General features: G+C 69.8%; 25 protein-coding genes and 1 pseudogene. 7 read left to right on the top strand and 19 right to left on the bottom strand.

The window, feature by feature from the left end:
- Positions 1-4: 4 nt before the first annotated feature.
- Genes ACOOE8_RS12490 through ACOOE8_RS12480 form a run of 3 tightly spaced genes read right to left on the bottom strand, consistent with a single transcriptional unit; the run spans position 5 to position 2,998 of the window.
- Positions 5-937, bottom strand: coding sequence for a carbohydrate ABC transporter permease (locus ACOOE8_RS12490; RefSeq protein WP_420391778.1), 933 nt, complete (start codon positions 935-937; stop codon positions 5-7).
- Positions 930-1,844: a carbohydrate ABC transporter permease gene (locus ACOOE8_RS12485; RefSeq protein ID WP_420391777.1), complete on the bottom strand. Its 915-nt coding sequence runs from the start codon at positions 1,842-1,844 to the stop codon at positions 930-932. The genes ACOOE8_RS12490 and ACOOE8_RS12485 overlap by 8 nt, the downstream gene beginning before the upstream one ends.
- The gene (locus ACOOE8_RS12480; protein ID WP_420391776.1) at positions 1,841-2,998 is read right to left on the bottom strand and encodes an ABC transporter ATP-binding protein; all 1,158 of its coding nucleotides are present in this window, start codon (positions 2,996-2,998) and stop codon (positions 1,841-1,843) included. The genes ACOOE8_RS12485 and ACOOE8_RS12480 overlap by 4 nt, the downstream gene beginning before the upstream one ends.
- A 106-nt stretch (positions 2,999-3,104) precedes the next feature.
- Here ACOOE8_RS12480 and ACOOE8_RS12475 point away from each other — a divergent pair, with 106 nt between their 5' ends.
- Positions 3,105-3,992, top strand: a complete 888-nt coding sequence (locus tag ACOOE8_RS12475) for a LysR family transcriptional regulator (RefSeq protein WP_420391775.1) — start codon at positions 3,105-3,107, stop codon at positions 3,990-3,992.
- A 674-nt stretch (positions 3,993-4,666) separates the two neighbouring features.
- Positions 4,667-5,878, top strand: a complete 1,212-nt coding sequence (locus tag ACOOE8_RS12470) for a zinc-binding dehydrogenase (RefSeq protein ID WP_420391774.1) — start codon at positions 4,667-4,669, stop codon at positions 5,876-5,878.
- Positions 5,879-5,917: 39 nt separating this feature from the next.
- On the opposite strand, the gene ACOOE8_RS12465 is transcribed toward ACOOE8_RS12470, so the two are convergent.
- From ACOOE8_RS12465 to radC, 6 genes are all read right to left on the bottom strand, one after another.
- Positions 5,918-6,775: an alpha/beta fold hydrolase gene (locus ACOOE8_RS12465; RefSeq protein ID WP_420391773.1), complete on the bottom strand. Its 858-nt coding sequence runs from the start codon at positions 6,773-6,775 to the stop codon at positions 5,918-5,920.
- A complete protein-coding gene (locus ACOOE8_RS12460) occupies positions 6,772-7,179 on the bottom strand; it encodes a hypothetical protein (protein ID WP_420391772.1) in 408 nt (135 codons plus the stop codon). Before ACOOE8_RS12460 ends, ACOOE8_RS12465 begins: the two co-directional genes overlap by 4 nt.
- A gap of 89 nt (positions 7,180-7,268) precedes the next feature.
- Positions 7,269-8,228: a hypothetical protein gene (locus tag ACOOE8_RS12455; RefSeq protein ID WP_420391771.1), complete on the bottom strand. Its 960-nt coding sequence runs from the start codon at positions 8,226-8,228 to the stop codon at positions 7,269-7,271.
- Between the two features lie 118 nt (positions 8,229-8,346).
- A complete protein-coding gene (locus tag ACOOE8_RS12450; protein ID WP_420391770.1) occupies positions 8,347-9,327 on the bottom strand; it encodes an aKG-HExxH-type peptide beta-hydroxylase in 981 nt (326 codons plus the stop codon).
- Positions 9,328-9,397: 70 nt separating this feature from the next.
- Complete coding sequence (locus tag ACOOE8_RS12445; RefSeq protein ID WP_420391769.1) at positions 9,398-9,547, bottom strand: hypothetical protein; 150 nt, start codon at positions 9,545-9,547, stop codon at positions 9,398-9,400.
- Between the two features lie 110 nt (positions 9,548-9,657).
- Positions 9,658-10,482 (bottom strand): RadC family protein, encoded by an 825-nt coding sequence (radC, locus tag ACOOE8_RS12440; RefSeq protein ID WP_420391768.1) that lies wholly within the window; start codon positions 10,480-10,482, stop codon positions 9,658-9,660.
- A gap of 178 nt (positions 10,483-10,660) precedes the next feature.
- Between radC and ACOOE8_RS12435 the strand changes: the two genes are divergently transcribed.
- The gene (locus tag ACOOE8_RS12435) at positions 10,661-11,872 is read left to right on the top strand and encodes a PQQ-dependent sugar dehydrogenase (RefSeq protein WP_420391767.1); all 1,212 of its coding nucleotides are present in this window, start codon (positions 10,661-10,663) and stop codon (positions 11,870-11,872) included.
- Positions 11,873-11,876: 4 nt separating this feature from the next.
- Here ACOOE8_RS12435 and ACOOE8_RS12430 read toward each other — a convergent pair whose 3' ends face one another.
- From ACOOE8_RS12430 to ACOOE8_RS12420, 3 genes are all read right to left on the bottom strand, one after another.
- The gene (locus tag ACOOE8_RS12430; RefSeq protein WP_420391766.1) at positions 11,877-13,151 is read right to left on the bottom strand and encodes a TRAP transporter large permease; all 1,275 of its coding nucleotides are present in this window, start codon (positions 13,149-13,151) and stop codon (positions 11,877-11,879) included.
- 6 nt (positions 13,152-13,157) lie between these two features.
- Positions 13,158-13,610, bottom strand: coding sequence for a TRAP transporter small permease (locus ACOOE8_RS12425; protein WP_420391765.1), 453 nt, complete (start codon positions 13,608-13,610; stop codon positions 13,158-13,160).
- A gap of 74 nt (positions 13,611-13,684) precedes the next feature.
- The gene (locus ACOOE8_RS12420) at positions 13,685-14,656 is read right to left on the bottom strand and encodes a TRAP transporter substrate-binding protein (protein ID WP_420391764.1); all 972 of its coding nucleotides are present in this window, start codon (positions 14,654-14,656) and stop codon (positions 13,685-13,687) included.
- Positions 14,657-14,826: 170 nt separating this feature from the next.
- Between ACOOE8_RS12420 and ACOOE8_RS12415 the strand changes: the two genes are divergently transcribed.
- The 3 genes from ACOOE8_RS12415 to ACOOE8_RS12405 all read left to right on the top strand — a co-directional run bounded on the left by ACOOE8_RS12415 (position 14,827) and on the right by ACOOE8_RS12405 (position 17,026).
- A complete protein-coding gene (locus ACOOE8_RS12415; RefSeq protein ID WP_420391763.1) occupies positions 14,827-15,609 on the top strand; it encodes a short-chain dehydrogenase/reductase in 783 nt (260 codons plus the stop codon).
- Positions 15,610-15,631: 22 nt separating this feature from the next.
- A complete protein-coding gene (locus ACOOE8_RS12410; protein ID WP_420391762.1) occupies positions 15,632-16,513 on the top strand; it encodes an alpha/beta fold hydrolase in 882 nt (293 codons plus the stop codon).
- Between the two features lie 243 nt (positions 16,514-16,756).
- Positions 16,757-17,026: a hypothetical protein gene (locus ACOOE8_RS12405; RefSeq protein WP_420391761.1), complete on the top strand. Its 270-nt coding sequence runs from the start codon at positions 16,757-16,759 to the stop codon at positions 17,024-17,026.
- 12 nt (positions 17,027-17,038) lie between these two features.
- On the opposite strand, the pseudogene ACOOE8_RS12400 reads toward ACOOE8_RS12405, so the two are convergent.
- The 7 genes and pseudogenes from ACOOE8_RS12400 to ACOOE8_RS12370 all read right to left on the bottom strand — a co-directional run bounded on the left by ACOOE8_RS12400 (position 17,039) and on the right by ACOOE8_RS12370 (position 24,476).
- Positions 17,039-18,342 (bottom strand): annotated as a pseudogene (locus tag ACOOE8_RS12400) (TRAP transporter large permease).
- Between the two features lie 3 nt (positions 18,343-18,345).
- Positions 18,346-18,879 carry a TRAP transporter small permease gene (locus ACOOE8_RS12395; RefSeq protein ID WP_420391760.1) on the bottom strand — a complete coding sequence of 178 codons (534 nt, stop codon included), beginning with the start codon at positions 18,877-18,879 and terminating at the stop codon, positions 18,346-18,348.
- A 39-nt stretch (positions 18,880-18,918) separates the two neighbouring features.
- On the bottom strand, positions 18,919-19,884 hold the full coding sequence (locus tag ACOOE8_RS12390; RefSeq protein WP_420391759.1) for a TRAP transporter substrate-binding protein: 966 nt from the start codon (positions 19,882-19,884) through the stop codon (positions 18,919-18,921).
- 88 nt (positions 19,885-19,972) lie between these two features.
- The gene (ggt, locus tag ACOOE8_RS12385) at positions 19,973-21,580 is read right to left on the bottom strand and encodes a gamma-glutamyltransferase (protein ID WP_420391758.1); all 1,608 of its coding nucleotides are present in this window, start codon (positions 21,578-21,580) and stop codon (positions 19,973-19,975) included.
- Positions 21,581-21,638: 58 nt separating this feature from the next.
- Positions 21,639-22,484, bottom strand: a complete 846-nt coding sequence (locus tag ACOOE8_RS12380; RefSeq protein ID WP_420391757.1) for an aspartate dehydrogenase — start codon at positions 22,482-22,484, stop codon at positions 21,639-21,641.
- Positions 22,481-23,596 carry a M20 family metallopeptidase gene (locus tag ACOOE8_RS12375; protein WP_420391756.1) on the bottom strand — a complete coding sequence of 372 codons (1,116 nt, stop codon included), beginning with the start codon at positions 23,594-23,596 and terminating at the stop codon, positions 22,481-22,483. Before ACOOE8_RS12375 ends, ACOOE8_RS12380 begins: the two co-directional genes overlap by 4 nt.
- Positions 23,597-23,624: 28 nt before the next feature.
- Positions 23,625-24,476: a DMT family transporter gene (locus ACOOE8_RS12370; protein ID WP_420391755.1), complete on the bottom strand. Its 852-nt coding sequence runs from the start codon at positions 24,474-24,476 to the stop codon at positions 23,625-23,627.
- 298 nt (positions 24,477-24,774) lie between these two features.
- Here ACOOE8_RS12370 and ACOOE8_RS12365 point away from each other — a divergent pair, with 298 nt between their 5' ends.
- A complete protein-coding gene (locus ACOOE8_RS12365) occupies positions 24,775-26,313 on the top strand; it encodes an ABC transporter substrate-binding protein (protein ID WP_420391754.1) in 1,539 nt (512 codons plus the stop codon).
- Positions 26,314-26,334: the final 21 nt, after the last annotated feature.

The following is a 26,334-nucleotide window of genomic DNA, read 5'->3' as shown; positions in this document are numbered from 1 at the left end:
GCGGTCACTTCATGCCCGAGAGGGCGATGCCGGCGATGAAGCGTCGTTGGGCGAGGAGGAAGGCGGCGATGAGCGGCGCCACGATCACGCAGGCGGTCGCCATCATCGGGCCGAAGTTGTCGCCGTCCGCGTCGCCCTTGAACTCGCGCAGCCCGAGCGGCGGCGTGAACAGCGAGCGGTCCCCGGTGATGACGATGCGGGGCCAGAAGTAGTCGTTCCAGTGCGCCACCACCGAGAAGATGCCGAACGCCAGGAGCGCCGGAATCGCGACGGGCAGCATCACGTTCCAGACGATGGAGTACTCGCTCATCCCGTCCATGCGCGCGGCGTCGATGAGGTCGTCCGGAACCGTCATGAAGAACTGGCGCATGAGGAAGATGCCGAACACCGAGATCGTCCACGGAATGATCAGTGCCGCGTAGGTGTTCGTCAGCCCGAGCTTGGCGAGCATGATGTAGAGCGGTAGCGCGATGGCGTGGACGGGGATGAGCAGGCAGAACAGTACGAGGCCGAACACCGCCTCGCGGCCCCAGAAGCGCAGCTTGGCAAGCGCATAGGCGCAAGGCAGCGCGACCACGACCTGGACCGCAAAGATCGACACTGTGACAATAAGGCCGTTGAGCAGGTAGCGCAGCAACGGGGCCTTCTGAAACGCTGTCGTGTAGTTGTAGACCGCGGGCGTCACCATGCACTCGTCGACGGGGTTGCCGAGCTTGACGCAGTAGTCGTCGCGGAACGGCACCTGACTGCCGAGGACGCCACCGGTGTTCTGCATGATCTCGGCCGGCGACTTCAGTGAATAGCTCACCATCACGTAGAACGGCATGAGGACGATGACCGCGCCAAGCATCAGCACCACGTGCTTGAGCGTCTCGGCGGTGGAGAAGCGGAAGGCCGGCAGCGCGATGGTGCGCTGCGTGGCGATGGCGTCAGACATAGTGCGTCCTGCGTTCCACGAGCCAGCGCTGGGCGAGGGTGAGGACCATGACGAAGGCGAGGAACAGGACGGTGATCGCGGCGCCGATTCCGACGAGGTTCTGCTTCACCGCCTTCTCGTAGATCGCGTACATCATGACGTACGTCGTCTTGACCGGGCCGCCGCCGGTGATCGCCTCCACCGTGTCGAAGACCTGGAACGAGCGGATGAAGGTGATGGTGATGACGAACACCGTCGTCGGCCCCAGCATCGGCCAGGTGACCAGGCGGAAGCGCTCCCAAGCGCCGGCCGCCCCGTCGACCTCCGCCGCGTGGTAGAGTTCGCGCGGGATCGAGGCGAGCCCGGCGAGGTACAGCACCATGTTGAAGCCGAACGCCTGCCACACGCCGATGAAGGCGACCGTCCAGATCGCGTAGTCCTGGTCGCCGAGCCAGAGCGGGAAGTTCCGCGCGCAGCCGGCGGCGAACCAGTCCCATGCCTCCAGCCACGTGCCGCAGCCCCGCTCCAGCGCGGCGTTGACGAGGCCGACGGTGGGGTGGAGCGCGAACTCCCACACGATGGCCATGGCGATGAGCGCGGCCATGACGGGCAGGAAGTAGATCGTCTTGTAGAGGTTGCCGAAGCTCCTCAGCGAGGCGATGAGGAGCGCCGCGCCGAGGCCGAGGCCGACCGACAGCGGGACGACGACGAGAACGTAGCGGAAGGTCGCGCCAAACATCTTGTCGTAGGTCGAGCTGTCGAAGATCTTGGCGTAGTTCTCAAGACCCACGTAGTTCGCCGAGGGATTGCCCAACGAGTAGTCCGTCAGGCTGAGCATCCCGGCGATCGCGATGGGCACGAGGAGGATGAGGACCATCAGGGCGAGCGCGGGGCCGACGAACCACACGTGAGGGGCGATGCGCATCATGCAACCGCCTGCGCCGGGACGGCATCCGCCTCGCGGGCGGCGAGTGGCGCGCGCCGGCCCTCGGCGTCGAAGATGAGCGCCTCCCCGGCGCGGCGGTCGATGCCCACCTCATCGCCGACGGCGAGGGCGTCGCACTCGGCCGGCGTGGCGCGCAGCACCACGCGGTGCGCCCCATCCGCGAGCGCAACGTGCACGAACACGTCCGAGCCGAGGTGCTCCAGCGTGCGGACGCGGCCGGCCAGCATGGCGCCCCGCGGGGCGGCGGGACCGAACGCCTCGGGCCTGAACGCCACCGTCACCGCGCCGGGCCGCGTCGCGGCACGACGCCCGAGCGGCCGCCCCATGACGCTGAGGCGGCCGGTGCCGTCGGCGTCTCCGGGGAGGGTGTTGATCTGCGGCGAGCCGATGAAGCGGGCGACGGCGAGGTCCGCGGGGCCGTCGTAGACCTCGCGCGGCGTCGCCAGCTGGAGGATGCGGCCGTCCATCATGACGGCGAGGCGGTCCGACATCGTCAGCGCCTCGGCCTGATCGTGGGTGACGTAGACGAACGTCGCGCCGAGCGAGCGGTGCAGTTCGGCAAGCTCGGTGCGCATGTGGACGCGCAACGCCGCGTCGAGGTTCGACAGCGGCTCGTCCATGAGGAAGGCCGCCGGCTGGCGCACCATCGCGCGGCCGAGGGCGACGCGCTGGCGCTGCCCGCCGGAGAGCTCGCCCGGCTTGCGGTCGAGGAGCGGGGTGATCTGGAGGACCTCCGCGACCTCTGCCACCCGCGCGCCGAGCGCACGCCGCTTGGTGCGCGACATCAGCGGACCGGCGAGCGGCAGGCGCTCCCACGCGTTGAGGTCGCGCAGCCTCAGCGGCGTCAGCATGTTCTGCCGCGCGGTCAGGTGCGGATAGAGCGCGTAGGACTGGAACACCATGGCGAGGTTCCGCTCGGCAGCACGCACGCCCGTCACGCCGCGTCCGCCGACTTCGACGCTCCCCGTCGTCGGTGCCTCGAGCCCGGCGACGATCCGCAGGAGCGTCGACTTCCCGCAGCCGGACGGCCCGACGAGGGTGAGGAATTCGCCCGCCCGCACGGCAAGGTCGATGCCGCGCAAGACTTCGGTGGTGCCGAACCTCTTGGTGATGCCGTGGAGCTCGATGCCGGACATGACGTCCTCCTGCAACGGGAGGGACGTTAGGGACCGCCAGCATCAGATTAATGACGTCATATAAGCGTGGCTAATGGCTGCGACAGTCCCATGGGGAGGCGATCCCATGCGGCTCAACCCACACCAGTTCGCGGCCTTCGCCCACGCCGCGCGGGAAGGCAGCTTCTCGCGCGCGGCGGCGCGGCTCGGGCTCTCCCAGTCGGCGGTCTCGCAGCATGTCGCGAGCCTGGAGCGCACCATCGGCGCATCGCTCCTGGTGCGCAGCCGGTCCGGCCTCACTCTTACCCCAGCCGGGCGCGACTTCTTCGAGCTCGCGGACCGCTACGCGACTCTGGACCAGCTCATCGGCGAGAAGGTGGAGGGCTACCGCACGCTGGGTCGCGGCCACCTCAACGTGATCGCCAACGCCCCGCGCCCCGCGCTGGAGCTCCTCGCCGCCTACAAGCGGGCGAACCCCAACGTGGAGGTCAGCTTCACGCTGTTCGACTGGACGAGCGCCATGCGCCTCCTGCGCGAGCGCCAGGTGGACGTCGGCATCGTCACCGAACCATCCGCCATGAAGGACTGCATCGTCGCGGAGATCGGTCGCGCGCGCTACGTCGCCTACGTTCCTGTGGACCACCCCATGGCGACCCGGCGGTCGGTCAGCGTCACGGACCTTAAGCGCGAGACGGTGCTGTTACCGGAGGAGGGGTCGTTCACGCAGAGGATCGTGTCACGCAAGCTGAGCAAGCTCGGCGAGCGCTTCGACAACGTCATCAGGACGACGACCTTCCCGCTCATGAAGGAGGCGGTGCTTCACGGGGTCGGCATCGGCATCTTCCTGTCCGACGCCATGCATCCGTCGACGCGGATCACGACGCTCGCCATCGATGAGCTCCCCGAGAGCTACGCGACGTGCCTCGTGGCGCCCGCGGACAAGGCGAGGATTTTCGCCGTGCGCGCCTTCCTGGACGTCGCCTTCGCGCGGGAGCGGCCGGTCGCGCCTGCCTGAGGCCCAAGCGGGACGGATCGTTGAGGTACGGTCGCCATCCGCCCGCCGCCACGCTAGCGTCCCGCGCGGCCGCTGGGCGCCGACCCATCCGGGAGATCCACCGATGGGCGACGACAGCGAGGCGGCGGTTGCCGAGCCACCAGCGACGGTCGCCGATCCGGCGGCTGAGCGCGATCCCACCGTGGCAGCCGAGCGCTGGGTTGCGGCCTGCATCCCTCGATTTCAGCTTTTCGGCCGGTATCTCACGGGACGAGCTGTGCATTCCCGCCCGTCTGTGTCGAGCACGCGCTCGGGCAACATGCATCGAACTCGACGCCCTGCGGTTATCGCAAGAGGCGGCAGAGCCGCTACATCAATAAAGCCTTGGACCCACGCGCTACTGGTCGCTCCCGCTCTACGAGCCGTCTTGTACGACCACATGCTTTACCTGCCTTCTCTGGCCGAGGGCAGCCGGCCCGCTTCCGGTCGAAGGTGCTGGCGCTTCAGCTCAAGGCGCGCCTCGCAGGCCTGCCGGTCCGGCCCTACGCGCTCCGCCGAGGAGCTGCGCCGACGAGCGAGGCGGGGCTTTGAGCCGGCGCAACGTCGTGTAGGCTGACCCGACGGCGCGTCCGCGCGCGCCCGTGCCCTTGCGGGGGCCAACAAGGCCGCGCCAGGCCGATCGAAGGGAGAGACGCATGACGATGACGACCACGGCCGCGGTGCTGCGCACGCTCGCAGCGCCCGCGCCCTACGCCCAGTCCCAGCCCATCTCCATCGAGGAGGTCACGCTCGAGGGCCCTCGCCCCCAGGAGGTCCTTGTCAAAGTCATCGGTGCGGGGCTGTGCCACTCGGACCTGTCGGTGATCAACGGCTCGCTCGGCCGCGCGATTCCCATCGTGCTCGGCCACGAGGGCGCGGGGGAGGTCCTCGAGGTGGGCGACGGGGTGACCGACGTGAAGGTCGGCGACAACGTCGTGTTCCAGTTCTCGCCCTCGTGCGGGCGCTGCCGGCGCTGCCTGTCGGGCAACCCGCAGCTGTGCGACCGCGCGGCGGAGGCACGATTTAAGGGCGAGCTCATCGGCGGCGGCACGCGCTTCCGCGACGCGAGCGGCGAACCGCTGCGGCACATGACCGGGGTCTCGTGCTTCGCCCAGCACGTGGTCGTGGATCGTGGCAGCGTCGTCGTCGTCACGCCAGACCTGTCGCTCACCGAGGCGGCGCTGTTCGGCTGCGCGGTGATGACGGGGACCGGCGCGGTGATGAACACCGCGAAGGTGCGCCCGGGGGAGAAGGTCGCGGTCTTCGGCCTCGGCGGCGTCGGCCTGTGCGGCATCATGGGCGCGAAGATGTGCGGGGCCGAGATCATCGTCGGCGTCGACCTCGCGGACGCCAAGCTGAGGAAGGCCGAACAGCTCGGCGCCACCCATACGTTCAACGCGCGTGACAACGCGCTCGTGGAGAAGATCGTCGAGCTCACCGGCGGCGGCGTCGACGTGGCGTTCGAGCTGGCCGGTGCGATCCCCGCGATGACGGCGGCCTACGCGGTCACGGCGCGCGGCGGCAAGGTAGTCGCCGCCGGCCTCGCGCCTCGGGGGTCGCAGTTCAGCTTCGAGCAGACCGACCTCGTGTACGGCGAGAAGTCCGTGTGCGGCAGCTTCATGGGCTCGTGCGTGCCGGTGCGCGACATCCCTCGCTTCATCACGATGTACCAGAGCGGCCAGCTCCCCGTGGACCAGCTCATCGACGGGGTGGTCACGTTCGATGAGCTGAACGAGGGCTTCGACCGGCTCGACACCGGCGGCGCGCTGCGCCAGGTGCTCGCGCCGCACGGGGTGGCGAAGCTGGAGGCCGCGTCGACCGGCATCAACCTCGAGGAGCCGGCGATGGCGCGGAGCCCGGACCGTTAGCCCAGCCCAGGCGGCGGCGGCGCGGACGGCGCGCGGGCGTCAGCCGCCGTCCGCGAGGGCGAGGATGCGGTCCAGCACCGGCAGGAGGTGGGTGCGGAAGGCGGCCGGGTTCTCGCTCATCGGGAAGTGGCCCATGTCCTTCATGATGACCGGCTCGACGTCGCCGATCCGGCGGGCCACATCGCGCGTCGCGTCCGGTGTGCAGGAGAAGTCGTATTCGCCGGTGAGCAGGAAGATCGGGCAGCGCGCGGGGTCGATCTCGTCAATCCGAGGCCGGATGTCGCCGTCGAGGTTGTAGAAGTGGAGGTCGCCGCCGAACACGCCGGGGCCGCCCTGCATGTAGTGCCACAGCGTCTCCCAGCCGTGCTCGGGCGGGCTGGTCGGCGCGACGAGGCCTGAGACGCAGCCGGCGTAGGTCTCGCCGCCCACGTCCGGCCGTCCGAGCCAGCTCGTGTCGTAGTACCGGTCCACGTGCGCCGACGACTGCAGGCCGATGAGCGCGCGGAACCGCTCTGGATGCTCGTGGGCGAGGTGCAGCACCACGCGGCCGCCGATGGAGCAGCCCATGACGACGGGGCGGTCGAGCTCCAGCGCATCGACGATGGCGAGCACTTGGCGCACGTAGGCGGCCGAGGTGAGCTGGTACGTCTCGTCCTGCCAACCGGCGGGAGGTGAGGACTTGCCGTGCCAGGGCATGTCGTAGGCGACGACACGAAAGTCCTTGGTCACCGCCTCGTCGTTGAGCAGCGCGCGGTACTGTCGCCCGTCCGACCCTGCGGTGTGGAGGCACAGGAGCGGGATGCCCTCACCCGCCTCCTCGAAGTAGACCCGGTGCGGCCGGCCCTCGATGTCGCAGCGCACGTAGCGCCCGACGATGGGCTCCACCGACGCCCTCACGCCGCCGCCTCCGGCCGCAGGTGCGCGAGCAGCCCCTTGAAGTACAGCAGGTTCGCCATGAAGACGCGCATGTCGCCCTCCACCGACAGCGACCGGCGCTTCATTAGGGCGAAGACGTCGTTGAAGCCCGGCGGCGGCGGCACCTCGCGATAGCGCGCGAGGTCGTCCGGCGCCGCGGTGATCGTGAGGCTCGCGTCCGGCATCAGGAAGGGGCCGCGGTCCACCCGCTCGAGCCGTCCCGCGTCGATGGTGAGCCGCGCCGCCTCGTCACCGACGCGCAGGAGCACGGTGCAGGAGAGGTGGCGACCGCGCTGCACGAGCCGCGCGTCGGCATTCACGCGCTCGGGCAACGCGCCGAGTGCGGCTTCGATCGAGACGGGAGCGGTCGCGTGGGACGATGGCACATGGAACTCCCGTGCTGGGCCGCGCAGGATTGTGCGTCACTTCCGGTGGAATGGAAACAAGGACGATCGCGCCCCGCGCGAGCGCTGCGCTACGGCGTCCAGCCGTATCCGGGGACAAGATGCCAGCGCCGCCCGACGGCACGGAAAAGCTCGGGCTGGGCGAGCCTGACGCGCGGGCCCGCCGGCGTGTCGTCGAGGCGGCGCATCGCGGCGAGGTAGCCGTCGAGCGTCAGGCGCAGCGCCTCCGATCGTGCCGGATCGGCGTGATCGGCCTTCAGGGAGACCATTGGGTTGGTGTTGATCTCGTAGATCTCGGGGCGGCCGTCGACGACCCCGAAGTCCGCTCGCCCGTACTCGATGTCCGCGGCCTCGAACGCTGCCATGACTTGCCGCGCGTGCGGCGCACCCTTCAGGAGTTCGAGGTCCTCCGCGTACCCCTCGGCGCCGGCGAGGCCGTCCTGGCCGCCCTTAGCGGCCCAGCGGCCCTCGTGCACGCTCGCCGACGCGACGACCTCGCCGCCGATCCTGTAGGCCGCGTGCTTGCGGAAGACGCCGGCGCGGATCGGCTCGGCGCGGTACTCAACCGCCATCAGCTCGGACAGCGGGTACCCCGCGTCCAGCAGGTCCTCGAGGGCGTCCTGGAGCCGTCGCCCGTCGTCGATGAGTTCGGTCAGCGGGCCGCGGTGGGCGCTAGCGGTCCTCAGGAAGACCGGGAACCGATCCACGTCCTCGACGTCGATGGCGGGCCAGGCACGAAAGCGGTTGATCCCCAGCCGGTGCAGCCGTCGCAACAGTCCCAACCGCTGGAGCGCGCGCGCCGGGTCGTTCAACACATGGCACCCCGCCGCGCGCAGGCTGCGGTGGGCGTGGGCGGCGCATTCGAGCTGCCAAAAGCCGAGCCGGTCGAGATCGGCGAAGATGTACGTGGCGCGCCGCACCGTCGGCCGAGCGAAGAACGCGCGATACGACATGCGCTTGAACCCTGGGATCGCACCGGCGACTGCCCTATGCGTGTCGGCGTTGCTGAAGGTGGTGAGGACGACGATCATCGCATGATCGCCGCGCGCGCCGAGGGGGCATGTGGTGTCGGCGGCACACAGGGACGGGCGTCTCGCTTCGGCCGTCCGGCGTGGCACGCGATCGTGGCCGGTGCCGCCGCGCGCCGGTTCAGGCGGCGACCTTCGCTTCGGCCATGGTCGACCGCGCACCCTCCATCAGGGCAGCGCCGCGCTCGGTCAGCTTGCCGTGAGTTGCAACGACGCCGTAGCCCTTCTCGAAGTTGTCGGCGTCCTTTGCGGCTGCCTCGCGCGCGCGCCCTCGCTCGTCCTCGGACAGGCCAGAATGCTCGGCGAGGCGCGTCATCGCCCAGTGCATGCGCGCGGACACGAACGTCGCATGGTAGAGGCCGTCCATCGGGCGCAGGTCGTGGCGCAACGGCGAGGGATGGAGCTCGTCGTCCCCGTTCAGCACCAGCGGCTCCTCGGTGCAGAAGCCGAACAGCAGGCAGTGCGCCGTCTCGTGGGCGAGCACCTCAACCACGGCGATCCGGTCGGGATGGAACTCGCCGTTGAGGAACAGCGCGCCCCAGAGCTGGTAGTGCGAGCCTCCGTCCACGTGCATCGGCGCCGCCGGCTCCTTGCCGATGACGACCACCTGGCGAAGGATGGCGTCGATCTCACCGTAGAGCTCGGGCAGCGCGGTTTGCATTAGGGCGAACCCGTCGTCGAGGCGGGTGCGAAAGCCGGATGCGACGGCCGTGCTGGGCGCCCGCAGGGGCGAGACGGCGTGGTCCCACTTGGCGTGATAGAGTGCGTTGTCCTCGGCAAGGTCGGGGCTACCGTAGGCGACGACCTCGCGCGCGCCGAAGGGGGTCCATCGGGCGAGCCTCGCGAGTTGGCGGGAGGCCTCCTCCAGGTCGTCGTCGCCGATGGCGACGACCGTGTCGTAGTACGCGCCGAACACCGCTGGCCGCACACGCCCTCCGGCCTCGAGGTGCGTGCAAAGGGCGTCGAGCGCCTCGCCGTCGAACGCGAGCTGATCCTTCGACGCGCAGAGGACGTGGCGCAGGCTGAGCCCGAGCTGACGCGAGACCTCGGCATCGAGCTGGCGCGCCCGATCCGCGCTGGGGGCAAATCCGGTCGAGACCAAGGCTCAGCCTTCGAGCGGAACAGGCCGCGGGAGCCCGCGGAGCGTTGTCACAGGAGGGCGTCGTGCGGCCTCAGGCCTTCACCCCCAGCTTGGCACCGAGCTTGAGGCCAGCCTTGGCCCCGAGCTTGCTGCCGAGCCCCGAGGTGCCTTGTGCGCTTGCTGCAAGCTCGGGGTACAGGCGGAAGCCGAGCAGCTTGCTGTGGTCGAGGAGAATGCGCATCGAAAACCTCCGTTGAATAACATCTTAAACTAAGCCGAAGGGGCAAGTGACGTCAACAACACGACATCGTACGCTCGATCCGGCGGCTGGCAGCTGTTGTTACGCAAGGTTCACTCGATCGCCCCGAGCGCGGCGAGGCTCGTCTCGCTGCCGCGGCCGATGATGAGGTGGTCGTAGAGCCTCACGTTCACCGTGCCGAGCGCGGCCTTAACCGCGTTGGTCATCGTGATGTCTTGGCGCGACGGTGTCGGGTCGCCCGACGGGTGGTTGTGCACCAGGATCACGCCCACCGCGTTGAGCTCCAGGGCGCGCTTGACGATCTCGCGCGGGTAGGCCGGCGTGTGGTTGACCGTGCCGCGGCCGTGCTCCTCGTCGGCGATGAGGCGGTTCTGCAGGTCGAGGTAGAGGATGCGGAAGTGCTCCACCCTCTGGTGCGCCATCATGGTGCGGCAGTAGGCGATCACCGCATCGGTGCTGCCGACGACGGGCTGCTCGCGCAGCTTGACCTTGGCAAGACGGATCGCCACCGCCTCCGCCAGCTTGAAGTGGTGCACCACCCAGTCGGTGACGCCGGGGTGGCGCGCGAGCTCCTCCCGCGAGGCAGTGAGCAGGCGTTCGATGCCACCGAAGTCCTCGAGGAGCCGCTTGGCGAGGGGCTTCACGTCGACCTTCGGGATCGCGCTGAACAGCAGCATCTCGACGATCTCGTAGTCCGGCATCGACTCGGCGCCGCCCTTGGCGAAGCGCTCGCGCACGCGCTGGCGGTGACCCCAGTAGTGCGGCCGGGACGCGCCGCGCGACGGGGTGGGCGGGAAGTCGATGTGGGGCGGCGTCGGGTCGTCCGGCGGGGCGGGCAGCGGTCTGGCACGGCCCAGCGTCTGCATGAACTGGGCGACCGCCTGCTCGCTGAAGCCGTACCGCTTGTCTTCGCTCATCGCTGACGCCCCGAACCTCACGACTACTTAAGATGGTATTAGCACCGAAGGCAACAGCCGCAGGCCGCTGCGTCGGCGCGGTTGCGGTCGGTCGCGTTCGACTTACGTCTGACCCGGTGGCGCATGGGGCGTCGCCGTTTCGTCGGCGGCACCGCCGCCTGCGCTCAAGAGGTGACCCATGCGTCGTCCCGCGCTCGCCGCGCTCGCAGCCGTCCTCGCCCTCCCCGCTTTGGCGCAGGACGAGCTCCGCCCGCCCGTCCAGACGCGGTCGCCCAACGCGCCCGACCAGACGCCCGCCTTCGAGGGTCAGACCCGCGCGCCCCAGCCGGCGCAGGAGGTCGACGTCGAGAGCGAGGTCGTCGCCCGCGGCCTGCCGAGGCTCTGGGCGATGGAGTTCCTGCCGGACGGGCGGATGCTCGTCACCGCCAAGCGCGGCACGATGCACGTGGTGACGCAGGACGGCACGTTCGGCGAGCCGATCTCCGGCGTCCCGGAGGTTGAGGCGCGGGAGCACGGCGGGCTTCTCGACGTCGCGCTGGCGCCGGACTTTGCCGACAGCGGCACCGTGTACTTTTCGTTCGCCGAGCCGCGCGAGGGCGGCAGCGGCACGAGCCTCGCGCGCGCAAGGCTCGTGCTCGACGCGAACTCAGGCGCGCTCGAGGACGTGGAGGTGATCTTCCGCCAGACGCCTGCCTACCGCGGCAACCTGCATTACGGCTCGCGCATCGCGTTCCGGCCCGACGGCACGCTTTTCCTCGCCGTCGGCGAGCGCTTCGACACGCCGATCCGCGACCGCGCGCAGGACCTCTCCACCGGCATGGGCAAGGTGTTCAGGCTCAACCCGGACGGATCGGCGCCCGACGACAACCCGTTCGTGGACCACGCCGACGCCCAGCCCGAGATCTGGTCCTACGGCCATCGCAACGTGCAGTCCGCCACCGTGACCGAGGACGGCACGCTGTGGACCGTGGAGCATGGCCCGCTCGGCGGCGACGAGCTCAACCGCCCGGAGCCCGGGCTGAACTACGGCTGGCCGGTGATCACCTACGGCATCAACTACAACGGCCAGCCCATCGGCGAGGGCATCACCGAGAAGGAGGGGATGGAGCAGCCGGTGTACTACTGGGACCCGGTGATCGCGCCGTCCGGCATGGACGAGTACCGGGGCGACGAGTTCCCGGAGTGGCAGGGCGACCTCCTCGTCGGTGGGCTCGCCTCGCAGACCATCGTGGTCCTCGACATGGAGGACGGGCGCGTCGCCAGCGAATCCAGGGTGCCGATGGCCGTGCGGGTGCGCGACGTGAAGGTCGGCCCGGACGGGGCGGTCTACGCCATCACCGAAGGCCAGGGCTCCGCGATCGTGCGGCTGACCAACGGGGGCTCCGCGTGACCCTTCAGCCGATGGGGAACAGCCGGACCAGCAGGAGGCTGATCGCCGGCACGGTGGTGACGACGACGAGGCCGACGAAGATCACCCCATAGAACGGGATCACGCCGAGGAAGAGGTCCTTCACCTGGCGCCGGGCGATGGCCGCGATGGCGAACAGGTTGAGCCCGATGGGCGGCGTGATCACCGCAAGCTCCATGTTCACCACCATGATGATGGCGAAGTGGATGGGGTCGACCCCGAAGACCGCGAGCAGCGGGTAGAGGATCGGCAGCGTGATCAGGATGATGGAGATGATCTCCAAGAACATCCCGAGCACGATGAAGACGGCGTTGATCAGGAACAGGAAGCCCATCGTGCCGAGGCCGAGTGAGGTGATCCAGTCCACGATGAGCTGCGGCAGTCCGGACAGCGTGACGGCGTAGCCGAAGAGCGCCGCGGCGGCGAGGATCATCAGGATCGCCGCCGTCGTCGCGCAGGCCGACACGAGGACGGTGAAGAGCTCGGCGAGGCCCATGGCGAGGTAGGTGCGCAAGGTGATGACGAGCGCGTAGACCACCGCGAGGGCGGACGATTCGCTCGGCGTGAAGATGCCGCCATAGATCGAGCCGAGGATGACGACGGGGAAGGTGAGGATGGCCTTCGCCTGCCACAGCGCGTGGCCGCGGGCGCGCCAGGTGTCGGGCGGCCGGCTTTCCAGGCCTCGCCGATGCGCCTCGAACACCGCGAAGGCGCACAGCAGGCCGGCGATCATGAGGCCGGGCAGGATGCCGGCCTGAAACAGCTTGCCGACCGACTCGCCCGTCACCGTGCCGTAGATGATGAGCGGCACCGAGGGCGGGATGAGGATGCCGAGCCCGCCCGCTGCGGCGATGAGTCCGAGCACGAAGCGCTCCGGGTAGCCGCGCTCCAGCATCTGCGGGATGAGGACGATGCCCACCGCCGCGGCGGTCGCGATGGAGGAGCCCGACACCGCCGAGAAGATCATCGTGGCGACGACCGCCACCACCGCGAGCCCGCCGCGCACGTGGCCGATCAGGCTGTCGATGGCGGCGACGAGGCGTGCAACCGCCCCGCCCCGCGACAGGATCTCCGCCGCCAGGATGAAGAACGGGATCGCCATGATCGGCGCCTTGTCGAGCCCGGCGAACCACGTGGCTGGCCCGATGAGGAGGAGGTTGTTCGACAGCCACAGGTACAGCAGCGCGCCGGCGGACATGGCGAGCGCGATGGGCACGCCCAGCACGAACAGCGCGCCCGAGGAGACGAGGAAGGGTGTCACGTTCGTTCAGGGATGGTCGGCGTCGCGGGCCGCAGGGACGATCGGCCCGAGGACGAGGACGGCGAGGTAGGCGAGCACGCCGAGCCCCATGCCGAGGAGGACGCTGGCGTGGGGGATCCACAGCGGCAGGTCGAAGCCGGTCGGCATGATCTCGCCGAACATGCGCGAGTCGCCCACGAAGAGCCACGCCGCCCAGGCGAACACCGCGCAGATGCCCATCGACAGCAGCGAGCCGATCACCTGGAACGCACGGCGCGCCGACCCCGACAGCGCGTGGTCGAGGAGGTCGAAGCGCACGTGGAGCCCCTGGAGCACGGCGACGGGGAAGCCGAGGAACGTGCCGAGGATGACGAGGTAGCGCGACAGGTACTCCGCCGTCGGGTCCGACATGGCGAAGACGTAACGGCTCACCGTCATGCCGAACGTGATCGCCACCGCCGCCATGAAGGACAGCGCCATGGCCGCGGCGATCCCGTGGTGCAGTGCAAGCAGCGCGCGCGCTGCAGCGCCCGACGCGGCGCTCGTGTCGCTCGTCAGAGCGAGCGCGCCTTCGCGATCATCGCCTGGATCTTGGGATCCAGCGTCTCGTAGTACGGCTCGAGCGCCTGGCGGAACTCCTCGAGCGCCGCCTCGTCGAGCTCGATGACCTCCTGGCCGACGGCGCGCAGCTCTTCGTCGATCCCGGCGAGGTCCTTCTGGACGAACTCCTCGTTGAACGCGCGCGCCTTGGCGACGGCCTCCTCGATCTGCGCCTGTCGCTCCTCCGGCAGGGCGTCGAACCAGGGCTTGTGGAACAGGACGATGTAGCCGCCGTAGAACAGGTCGAGCTTGGTCACCGCTTCGGTCACCTCGTAGTACTTCATGGTAAGGCCGAAGTTGGGCGCGGTGAACGCCCCATCGGCGACGCCCTGCTGCAGCGCGAGGTAGAGCTCGGTGCCCGGGATCGCGGTGGGTTGCGCGCCCATCGCCTCCACCGCCTTCTGCAGGATCTCCGACGGCACGGTGCGGATCTTCTTGCCGCGCATGTCGGCGATGGAGCGCAGCGGCTCCTTGCCCCATAGCCGGCTCGGGTTCTCGAACCAGTAGCCCACCGGCTCGAGGTTGCGCTGACGCAGGCTGGAGGCGACGTCCTCCGCCTCCTGGGTCTCCAGGAACTTCCAAAGCTGCTCGTAGCTCTCGAACACCAAGGGCGCCTGGTAGATGTTCATGAGCGGCTCGACGCCGGCGACGTAGCTGAAGTAGGGCGCGGACATCTCGATCTGCCCGCGCGCCGTGGCCGCCACCTCGTCGGACGGACCGAGGAGCTGGGCGGACGGGTAGAGCTCCACCGCGAAGTAGCCGTCCGAGATCGCCTCGAGCTCCTCCGTGAAGACCTCGATCGTGCGGCTCTTGATGTGCTCGGGCGTCGTCTCGTAGCTCACTCGGATCGTCTCGGTCTGCGCCGACGCGGGCGTCGCGAGCGTCCCAACGACGAGCGCGGCGAGGACGGTGCGGTGACTTTTCATGGATGTCCCTCGTGGTTCGGTCGGCCAGTGGCCAGCCTCGTCGGCGCGTGCGCTGCACCTTCCAGGCCACTTCAGCCCGCAAACGGCTCTCTGTCGAGGGGCAGTCGCCGTAGCGTGGGCCGACGCAATCCTGCTAGCCTGACAGCGGTGACGGCCACGAGGCGGAGACGATGGACCTTGAGTTGAACGGACGCACGGCCCTCGTGACCGGCGCGTCGAAGGGGATCGGCTACGCCACGGCACGGCTCCTCGCCGAGGAGGGCTGCCGCGTCGTCATCGTCGCGCGCACCGCGGACGCGATCGAGGCGGCGGCGAGGCGCATCGCCGAGGAGACCGGGGCGGAGGTCGACGCGCTCGCCGCGGACCTGTCGGTGGAGGAGGAGCGCATCCGCGTGGTGGAGGGCATCGGCGACGTCGACGTCCTGGTGAACAACGCCGGCGCCATCCCCGGCGGCACCCTCCTGGAGTTCGACGACGCGAGCTGGAAGGCGGCCTGGGACCTCAAGGTGTTCGGCTACGTCTCGCTGTGCCGGCAGTACTACGCGCGGATGAAGGCCAAGGGGAGCGGCGTCATCGTCAACGTCATCGGCAACGCCGCCGAGGCGCTCGACTTCGACTACATCTGCGGCTCGACGGCCAACGCCGGGCTGAACGCCTTCACCAGGGCGCTGGGCAGCCAGTCCCACCGCGACGGCATCCGCGTCGTCGGCATCAACCCCGGCCCCGTCGAGACCGAGCGTCTCGTCACGCTGATGCGTAAGAAGTCCGCGGCTCGGACCGGCAACGCGGACGACTGGGAGCGGCTGAAGGAGCCCCTCCCCTTCGCCCGCGCGGCGACGCCGCAGGAGATCGCCGCGATGGTCGCCATGCTGGCCTCGGACCGCTCCGCCTACACGTCCGGCACGATCATCACCATCGACGGCGGCATCGCGAACCAGAGCCGCACCTTCTGACGCCCCTCCCGCGGAGACCCCGATGCCCCACGTAAGCGCCGACGATGGCGTCAAGCTGTACTACGAGGAGGCCGGCTCGGGCCTGCCCATCGTGTTCGTGCACGAGTTCGCCGGCGACCATCGAAGCTGGGAGCCCCAGCTTCGGCACTTCGCCCGGCGCTACCGCTGCATCGCGTACTCGGCGCGGGGCTTCCCCCCGTCCGACGTGCCGGAGGACCCCACGATGTACGGCCAGGACCGCGCGCGCGACGACATCCGCGCGGTGATGGACGCGCTCGGCCTCGACACCGCGCACGTCGTCGGCCTCTCCATGGGTGGCTTTGCGACGCTGCACTTCGGCTTCAGCTATCCGGAGCGTGCCCGCTCGCTCGTCATCGCCGGCTGCGGCTACGGCGCGGAGCCCGCCAAGCGCGAGCAGTTCGCGCGGGAGGCGGACGCGGCCGCCCAGCGCTTCCTCGACCTCGGCATGGAGGAGGCCGGCGCGGCCTACGCCGTCGGCCCGACGCGGGTGCAGTTCCAGAACGCCGATCCCCGCGGCTGGGCCGAGTTCCGCGACCAGCTTCGGGAGCACTCCGCGCTCGGCGCCGCCAACACCATGCGCGGCGTCCAGAAGGTGCGGCCCTCGCTCTACGAACTGGTGGACAAGATGCGCACGATCACCGCGCCGACGCTCGTCCTCACCGGCGACGAGGACTGGCCGTGCCTCGAGCCCGCGCTCCTCATGAAGCGCGAGATCCCGACCTCGGCCCTCGCGGTGATCCCCAACGCAGGCCACACCATCAACCTCGAGACGCCGGCCGAGTTCAACGCGCTGGTGGCGGACTTCCTCCACGCGGTCGACGCAGGACGCTGGCCCGAGCGCGACCCGCGTGCGGTCAGCGGCGACATCCTGGGCAGCCGCTAGGCCCGGTCCATCATGCCGCGAGGGTGGCCCGGCGGCGCGGACGCGTCAAACCGCTGCGCGGTTCCTCCACTGCGTTCCGGTCCTTCGGATGACCCGTCCGCACCGCCGCGCCAGGGCGAGCGCATGACGGCTCCGGAGGAACGACCGGGGGAACATGACAGGTCCCGACTCTCCAAAGGAACATGATGGGTGGAGGAGGCGAACCGTCGTAGTCCTCGGATGGCCGACGTTGGATAGAGTGCCATGAGCTTGCCAGACGAATACGCAATGATCTCATCACTCGAGCTTATGCTCGATCGCCTCGAGCAACTTGGGCAGGATGTCAAACTTAGCAGAAAGTTTTTCAACGTCGGTGAATGGTTTTTATCTTTTGAAGGTGTTCAGGTTGCAGTCCCACGGCTTGAAGTGACGCCGCAAGAGATCCACGATCAATACGGCGAACTTGCAGAGTACTTTCTAGAATGTTTCGATGAATGGAACTGGGAGCAACATCGGGCGTGCTTGTCTGAATAAATTGTTCGAAGCTTATCCGCGCGTCATCAGCGAGGGGAGGAACGTCGCGATCTCTGGCACGGCGATGAGGATGAGCGTCGCGGCGACCAGGAGGAGGAAGAACGGGAAGGCGGCCCGGGCGACGTAAAGCAGGTTCCTGTCGGTCATCGATTGCAGGATGAACAGGTTGATGCCGACCGGCGGCGTGATCTGGCTCATCTCGATGACGACGACGAGGTAGATGCCGAACCAGATGAGGTCGATGCCCGCCGCCTGCACCATCGGCATGATGACGCTCGCCGTCAGCACCACGATGGAGATGCCGTCGAGGAAGCAGCCCATCACCACGAAGAGCGCCGTCAGCGCCAGGAGCAGCTCGAACTGGCTGAGCTCGAACGAGCCCACCCAGGCGGCAAGGTTGCGCGGAATGCCGGTGAAGCCCATGGCGACGGACAGGAACGCGGCGCCAGCCAGGATGAGCGTCACCATGCAGGTGGTGCGCGTCGCGCCGGCGACGCTCTCGCGGAACGACGTCCATGTGAGCGAGCCGGACAACAGCGACAGGAGGAGCGCGCCGAGCACGCCGACGGCCGCCGCCTCCGTCGCCGTGGCGAAGCCGGCGTAGATCGAGCCGATGACGGCGACGATGAGGCCACGATGGGGAACAGCCCCGCTGTCATGCGCACGCGCTCGCCGAACGGCACGGCCGGCTCGCGCGGCGGCACGCGCGAGGGGTGGGCGAGGGACCACGCCGCCACGTAGCCCATGAAGAGGATCATGAGCATCAGCCCGGGCAGCACCCCGGCGATGAAGAGGCGCGAGATCGAGACCTCGGCCGCGACGCCGTAGACGATGAGGATGATCGACGGCGGGATGAGGAAGCCGAGCGTCGCCGAGCCGGCGAGGCTGCCGATGACGGCGCGCTCGTCGTAGTTGCGCTTCATCAGCTCCGGGATGGTGATGCGCCCGATGGTGGCCGTCGTCGCCGCCGACGAGCCGGACACCGCCGCGAACAGCCCGCACGAGGCGATGTTGACGTGGAGGAGCCGGCCGGGCAGCGGCGCGAGCCAGGGGGCGAGGCCGCGGAACATCTCCGAGGCGAGGCGCGAGCGGTAGAGGATCTCGCCCATCCAGATGAACAGCGGCAGCGCGGTCAGCGCCCAGGACCAGGACTGGCCCCAGACCGTGGCGGCCATGATCGCCCCCGCCGGCGCGCCGGAGAACAGCACGATGCCGAGCCAGCCGACGATCATGAGGGTCAGCGCCACCCACACGCCGAGCGCGAGCAGCGCGAGGAGCACGGCGATAAGGACGATCGAGATGAGCGTCGGGTCCATGGCTCAGCCCGCGTCGTGGGGGTCGCCCGCCGCCGGATCCGCCTCGGACGCGGCGAACACCGGAGGCACACCGAGGACGGCGCGCACCAGGTCCTCGGTGATGGCGAGGGCGAACAGCACGGCCCCCACCGCCATACCGAGCTGCGGTAGCCACAGGGGCAGCGGCACGAGCCCGGACGTCACCTCGCCCCGCACGTAGTTCTGCGCCACCATGACGACCGTGTGCCAGGCGAACAGGACGCTCATCGCCGCGCCGATGGCGAGCGCCAGGATGAGGAGCGCCTGCCGCGCCCTGCCCCGCGCGCCCTGGACGAACAGCGTCACGCGGATGTGGCTGCCGCAGCGGAACGCGTAGGCGAGGCCGAGGAACGACGTCGCCGCGAGGCAGAAGCCGGCGAACTCGTCCGATGACGGCACGCTGGCGTCGACGAAGCGCGCGCCGATCTGAGCGGTCACGATGACCGCGATGGCGACGAGGAAGACGCCGGCCAGCGCCCCGGCGCCGCGGTAGAGGCCATCGAGCGCGCGCGTCAGCACCGCGCGCGCTCCTTCGCCGGGCTCGGCACCTGCGAGGGCTTATTCGACCGCGTCCAGGACCTCCTGGCCCTCGGCACCCACCTCCTCGACCCACTCGGCCGACATGGTCTCGCCGACCTCGCGCAGGCCGCTCATCAGCTCCTCGGAGGGCTCGTGGACGGTAAGCTCCTTGCCGAGCGCGTCCACCGTCGAGGTCATCTCCTCCTCGCTCATGCGCCAACCGCGCTCCTCGGCGGCGGCGGCGGCGTCGAGGAGGGCCTGCTGCTGATCCTCGGGCAGCGCGGAGAATGCGTCCTCGTTGACGATGACCATGTTCTTCGGGAACCAGGCGTTGAGGTCGTAGAAGTGGTCGGTGAAGTCCCACGCCTTGGTGCGCACGCCGGTCGCGGCCGACGTCACCATCGCGTCGACGATGCCGGTGGAGAACGCCTGGGGGATCTCCACCGCCTCGACGGTGGTCGGCACGGTGCCGAGGAGCTCGGCCATGCGCGAGGTCGTCGCGTTGTACGTGCGGAAGCGCTCGCCCTGGAGGTCGGCGGCGCTCGCGATCTCGCGATTGGTGTAGAACCCCTGCCCCGGCCAGGGCACGGTGTAGAGCAGGCGGATGCCGTCGGCGGCGAGCTTCTCCTCCACCAGCGGGCGCTGCGCCTCCCACAGGGCGCGCGCGTCCTCGTAGCTCGTGGCGACGAACGGGATGTTGTCGGCGCCGAAGATCGGGTCCTCGTTGTAAAGGTTCGCCATCAGCACCTCGCCGATGGGGACGAGCTGGTTCTGCACCGAGCGCTTGATCTCGGGGTGCTTGAACAGCGACTGGCCGGAGTGGACGGTGATCGTGAGGTCCCCGCCGGTCGCCTGCTCGACGTCGGCGACGAACTCGCGGATGTTCTTGGTGTGGAACTCGGCGTCCGGGTAGGGCGTCGCCATGTCCCAGGATGTCTGCGCCGCCGCCGGCAACGCCATCAGCGGCGCGGTCAAGATCGCAAGGGCTGCGGTCTTCATCGTCATATCTCGTCCCTTCTCGTCCTTGTGCAGCGGTTGGCCCGCCTTCGGTCAGACTAGCACGGTGCAAGCGTCGTGCCGTGGCCGCGCCCCGTCAGGGAACGCGGATCGCCATGCCGTCGCGGCCGGGGTCGGCGCCGCCCTCCCACCCGGACGCGGTGCGGCGCGCGGCGTGGACCGCCGAGAAGCCGTGGCTGAGCGGCGAGCGGCGGGTGGGGTAGCCCATGGCGCGAAGCTCGGCCTCGGTGCGGCGCAGGATGCGGTTGGTGAGGTCGATGGTGTCGCTGGTGGTGCAGAAGCGCGGCGCGCCCACCGCCTCCTGCGCCGACATGCCGAAGTCGACGGCGTTGAGGATCGCCTGCAGCACGCCCATGGTGATGAACGTGCCGCCAGGCGCGCCGACGACGAACATCGGCTCCTCCCCGTCGAAGACGATGGTGGGGCACATGGCGGTGAAGCGCGACTTGCCCGGCGCCAGCGAGCCGGCGCGCCCCGGACGTGGGTCGAACACGCCCATGCAGCCGTTGTACATGAAGCCGAGCCCGGGGGTGACGACGCCGGACGGCATGCCGATGGAGTGCGTCATCGACACCACGTTGCCGGCGCGGTCGACCACCGTGACCTGCGTCGTGTCGCGCGACTCCGGCTGCCCCGTGGCGAGACGCTCCACGTGCGCCTTCTCGCCGGCACGGATGCGGGCGGCGTGCTCGGCGGCCCACGACTTCGACGTCAGCTCGTCGACCGGCACGTTGACGAAGCGCGGGTCGCCCACCTGCGCGTCCTTGGCGATGGTGGCGATCTTCATCGCCTCGGAGACCGTCGCGATGTAGGCCGCGGTGGCGTGGCCCATGGCGGCGAGGTCGAACTCCTCCAGGATGTTGAGCATCATGAGCAGCATGATCCCGCCGCCGGGCGGCGGGTTCGTCGCGATGGGGTGCCCGCGGTAGGTGCCCCACAGCGGCGCGTTCTCCAGCGCCTCGGCCTCGGCGAGGTCGTCGGCGGCGAGGAGCCCGCCGTTCGCCGCCATGTCGGCGACGATCTCGTCCGCCACAGCACCGGTGTAGACCGTCGATGCGCCGTCCTCGGCGATGCGACGCAGGGTGCGCGCCATGTCGGCGTTGACGAGCGTGTCGCCCACCTCCGGCAGCTCGCCGTCGGGACAGTACACGGCCCGCGTGCCGGGGTAGCGGGTGACGTACTCGCGGTGGTCGATGCGCCCGTTGGACGGCGCCTCCCGCATGAACTCCACCACGTGCGGGCGTAGCAGGAACCCCTCCTCGGCGTAGGCGATGGCGGGCGCCAGAAGCTCGTTGAGCGGGCGCGTGCCGTAGGTCGTGAGGGCGTGGTCGAGCGCCTTCAGCGTGAGCGGCGTCATGATGGACTGGTAGCCCACCTCGTTGACCCGGCCCTCGAGCTGGAAGCCGAACCCGTCCTCCGCCTGGCCGATGACGAGGTCCTCCCACATGTCCGCCCGCGCGGCCTTGGGGGCGCGGCCGTGGAAGTCGATGCACACGTGGGTGCCGCGGTCGGGCATGTAGAGGTGCATGGAGCCGAAGCCGGCGAGCCCGCACATGAGCGGGTCGACCACGGTCTGCACGAGCGCGCAGGCGACGGCGGCGTCCACCGCGTTGCCCCCTGCGGCGAGGACGTCGGCCCCCGCCTCGGCGGCCTCGGGCTGGGGTGCTGCGATGATGGCGTTCACGAGGGCTCTCCGGCGGCGATCAAGGGAGGCTAGCGCCCGCACCGCACCAGGGACAAGCTCACGTGCCGACGGCGAGCGGCGCGCGCAGCTTGCGCAGCGCGGCGATGACGGAGAGCGCGGTGATGCGGCCCGTCTTGGGGTTCTCCGACGGCACGTTCTCGATGGTCACCGAGAGGCGCGCGGCGTCCGCGTCGACGATGACCTGGTGGGTGTTGCGCGTCACGGTGGGGTCGGCCCAGATCTCGAGCCGCGTTGCGTCCGGCCCGACGCCGGCGAGGGAGAGGGCGACGGCGACGTTGAGGTTCGCCGGGAAGCCCGCCGCCGCCTCCCGCGCGGTGCCGGCGAAGACGCGCGTCGGCTCGGTGACGGCGCCCATGTCGATGCCGTGCTCCTCGAGGTAGGGGGCGCCGGCGAGGCCGAGGGGCGGCTTCCTCGTCACCATCGTCACGGAATGGATGGTGCCCTCCGCCGCGGCGACCACCGCGTCGAGGCCGAGGAGCGCGCCGGACGGGACGACGATGCGCCCGCCGTGCGCGCGGGCGAGGTCGACGAGGTGCATGTTGGTGAGGAGCGCGCCGCACGACAGCACCACGAGCGTCTTGCCCGCCGACAGCGCCGGCTCGGCGATGGCCGGCAGCAGCGCCGCGGGCGCGCACTCCACGACGAGGTCGCAGTGCCGCGCGAGGTCGCCCACGGTGGTGAGCTCGGGGGTCCGCGACAGGTGGGCGACGCGCTCCCCCGCGGTCGCCGGATCGCGCACCGCGACGGCGGCGAGCTCGACGCCGTCGATGCCCGCGTCGAGGGCGCTTGCGATGGTGCGGCCGATGGCGCCGAAGCCCGCCAGCCCGACGCGGATGGGCGCGGCCGCCGTCGCTGACCGCCCCACGGTGCTAACCTCGGTCAATCGAGCGTCTCCATCAGCCGGCGCAGGAGCCTCATGCGGGGCACCATGGACGACACGTAGAGGTGCTCGTTGAGCGTGTGCGCGTCGGCGCCGTCCACGCCGAGGCCATCGAGGGTGGGGACGCGCGTGGCGATGAAGCTGCCGTCGCTGCCGCCGCCGGTGTGCAGGTCCTCGAGCTCGAAGCCGATCTCCGCGGCGAGCCCCTTCGCGCGGTCGAACAGCGCGGCAATCTCCGGCGTCTTGCGGTAGGCGGGGCGGTTCGCCCCGCCCGTCACCGTGAGCGTCACGTCCGGGTCGTGGGGCGCAAGGCCCATCAGCGCCTCGTGGACGGTCGCGAAGTCGTCCTCCTCCATGACGCGCAGGTCCACCTCGGCGGTGCAGAACTCGGGCACCGTGTTGACCACCGAGCCACCCTCGATGCGGCCGACGTTGAGCGTGCGGCCGAGGTCGGGATCGTTGAGCGCCTCCACCGCGAGCACTTGGCGCGCCATCTCCTTGATGGCGCTGCGCCCGTAGGCGTGGTTCGAGCCGGAGTGAGCGGCGCGGCCGACCGTCCTCATGTCGTAGCGGCCGACGCCCTTGCGCCCGGTGACGATCTTGCCGCCGGACCGCGCCGGCTCGGTCACGAGGACGTACTTGGCGCGCTCCGCCGCCTCCTCGATGAGCGCGCGGGTCGTCGCCGAGCCGGTCTCCTCGTCCGCAGTGAGCAGGAAACGCACGGGCAGCGGACCGTTGTGCCGCTCCTCGGCGAGGGATCGCGCGGCGCGAGCGGCGATGTAGACGCCGCCCTTCATGTCGCTGGTGCCGGGGCCGTAGAGGTTGTCGCCGTCGCGCCGGTAGGGGAGCTTGTCGAGGGTGCCGACGGGGTGGACGGTGTCGAGGTGGCACAGGACGAGGATGCCGGGCTCGTCGCCGCCCCAGGGCATCGCGACCGACAGGTTGTCCCCTGCCCCGTCGCGCCCGGGGATGCGCTCCACCGAGGCCCCCGCCGCCTCGAACTCGGCCTGGGCGAGGTCCATCATGGCGCTGACCTTGTCGCCGCGGGCCGTCGGGCTCTCGGCCTCGATCCACGGGCGCAGGCCCGCGATGAGCTCGTCGGTGTCGGGGATCATCGGGGCTCCTTGCGGCCTTGCTGACGGGTCATGGCATGGGCGCGCGCGCCATCGCCCGCGCCAGGCGACGCTCGCGCCGCGCCGCATAGATCGAGGCGGCGAAGATGACGCCTGCGCCCACCCACGTCCACAGGTCGATGAGCTCGCCGAACAGCGCGTAGCCCAGCGCGACGGCGAACGGCAGGCGGGCGAACTCGGCCGGCATGACGACCGAGGCGTCGGTGGCGCGGAACGCGCGCGTCAACGTGATGTGCCCGAGCATGCCCATCGCGCCCATACCGACGAAGACGAGCCACATGAAGGCGCTCGGCCACTGCCACACGAGGGCGGCGGGGATCGCCATGATCGCCGCCTGGACGCCCGACGAGAGGAGGACGATCTTGTCGGGGTCGTCGCGCCCCGCGAGCGTCTTGATGAGGAGCGAGGAGGTCGCCATCAGCACCGCCGACGCGAGCGCGACCCAGGTGCCGAGGCTGACCTCCTGCAGCCCCGGCCGCAGGATGATGAGGGCGCCGAGGAAGCCGACGAGGGTGGCGCCCCAGCGCGGACCGTCGACGGCCTCGCGCAGCACCAACGCCGCGCCGAGGGTGACGAGGAGCGGGGTCAGGAAGCCGATGGAGGTGACCTCGCCGACGGTGACGAGCTTCAGCGCCGCGAACCACGTCGTCATCCCGACGAGGCCGACGACGATCCGCACGGCGTAGAGCCGCCAGTGCGTCGTGCGCAGCATCGACACGCCGCGCACCGCCAGCGCGGGCGTCAGCGAGAGCGCGCCGAACAGCAGCCGCAGGAAGACGATCTGCAGCACCGAGAAGCCCTCAAGCCCGGCGTAGCGGCCCAGCGCGGCGACGCCGGCGAGGAAACCGCAGGAGGCGAGCATCCAGGCGATGCCGGACGCTGCACCAACGCCCCCGAAGGGAACGGCGCGGAGTGAGGCATCGACCGGCTGGGGCATCGCGCCCGGCTAGCACGATCGACGGACGATGCCCACGCGGCGCGCGTGCATCGTCGCGAGGGCAGGAGCGCCGCTCTTGGCACCGTTCCTGCAACCGGAAGCCATGAGCGCGCTGGGCGGCAGGTTCGGTTGATCGCCTCGGGCAACGGTGTCACGTTCGTGGCAAACGACGTCGAGCCGGAAGCGCTGCTTGCGAACCGCCGACGCGAACGGAGGAACGAGCATGAGATTGATGAGGGGCTCAGCCCTGGGCCTGACGGCGGTGGCCCTGGCGCTCGCCGCGCACTCCGCGGAGGCGGGGAAGGCGGACGACACGCTGGTGTGGACCACGGACCGCGAGGTGGCGGTCATCGACCCATACTACAACAACACGCGCGAGCTGGTCATCATGGGCCACCTCGGGTGGGACGCGGTGCTGTTCTACAACCTCGACACAGAGGAGTACGAGCCGCTGCTCGCCACCGAGTGGACGTACGTCGACGACACCACCATGGACCTCACGCTGCGCGAGGACGTCGTGTTCCATGACGGGTCGAGCTTCGGGCCCGAGGATCTCGCCTACACGATCAACCACGTGACCCGCGAGGACGCCGGCGTCCTCACCGCCCAGAACGTCGAGTGGCTGGAGAGCGCCGAGGTCACCGGCGAGAACACGGTGCGCATCCACCTCGACGAGCCGTTCCCCGCGGCGGAGGCCTACCTCGCCGGCGCGATCTTCGCCGTCCCCGAGGGGCACTACGACGACGCGCCCATGGGACCCGACGGCAAGCCGGACTTCGCCGCCGTCGATCCGGTCGGGACCGGCCCCTACAAGTGGGTCGAGACGGTGCCCGGCGAGCGCGTCGAGTGGGCTGCCAACGAGGACTACTTCGAGGGGGGACCCAAGGGGCAGCCGGAGATCGCCAACATCACGTTCCGCACCCTCAAGGATCCCAACACGCAGATGGCGGAGCTCATGACCGGCGGCGTCGACTGGATCTGGGACGTGCCGAAGGAGCAGGCGGAGCGGCTGGAGCAGTCCGGCCAGGTCACGGTCGAGAACGCCAAGACCATGCGCATCTCCTACCTGCACCTCGACGCGACGGGGACGTCCAACACCGAGGCGCTGACCGACAAGCGGGTGCGCCAGGCGATCGCCCACGCCATCGACCGGGAGTCCATCGCGCGCAACCTCGTCGGTCCCGCCTCGGTGGTGATCCACTCGGCCTGCCACCCCGACCAGTTCGGCTGCACCGACGACGTCGCCCAGTATTCCTACGATCCGGACAAGGCGCGTCAGCTCTTGGAGGAGGCGGGCTACGGCGACGGGCTGGAGCTCGACATCTACGCCTACCGCCAGCGCGAGTTCACCGAGGCGGTGATCGGCGACCTCCGGCGGGTGGGCATCGACGCCAACCTCAACTTCCTGCAGTACGCGGCGCTGCGCGACCTCGTCTGGGGTGGGGAGACGCCCATCGCGCACATGACGTGGGGCTCGAGCTCCATCCCCGACGTGTCGGCCTCCCTCGGCCACTTCTTCGAGGGCGGCCGCGACGATCCGGCCAAGGACGACGCGGTCATCGCCGCGGTGAAGCGCGGCGACACCTCCATCGAGCCGGAGGCCCGCGAGGCGGCCTACAAGGATGCGCTCTCGATCATCGCCGAGGAGGCGTACTGGGTGCCGATGTTCACCTACGCCAAGTACTACGCCTACTCGAACGACCTGAACTTCGAGGCGACCGCGGATGAGATCCCGCGGTTCTATAAGGCGTCCTGGAAGTAGCGTTCCGGACGGTCGGGCATC

Origin of the sequence: Acuticoccus sp., from assembly GCF_965213555.1 — a bacterium.
In the GTDB taxonomy this organism is placed as follows: Bacteria; Pseudomonadota; Alphaproteobacteria; order Rhizobiales; family Amorphaceae; genus Acuticoccus.
This window is presented reverse-complemented; position numbering and strand designations above follow the sequence as displayed.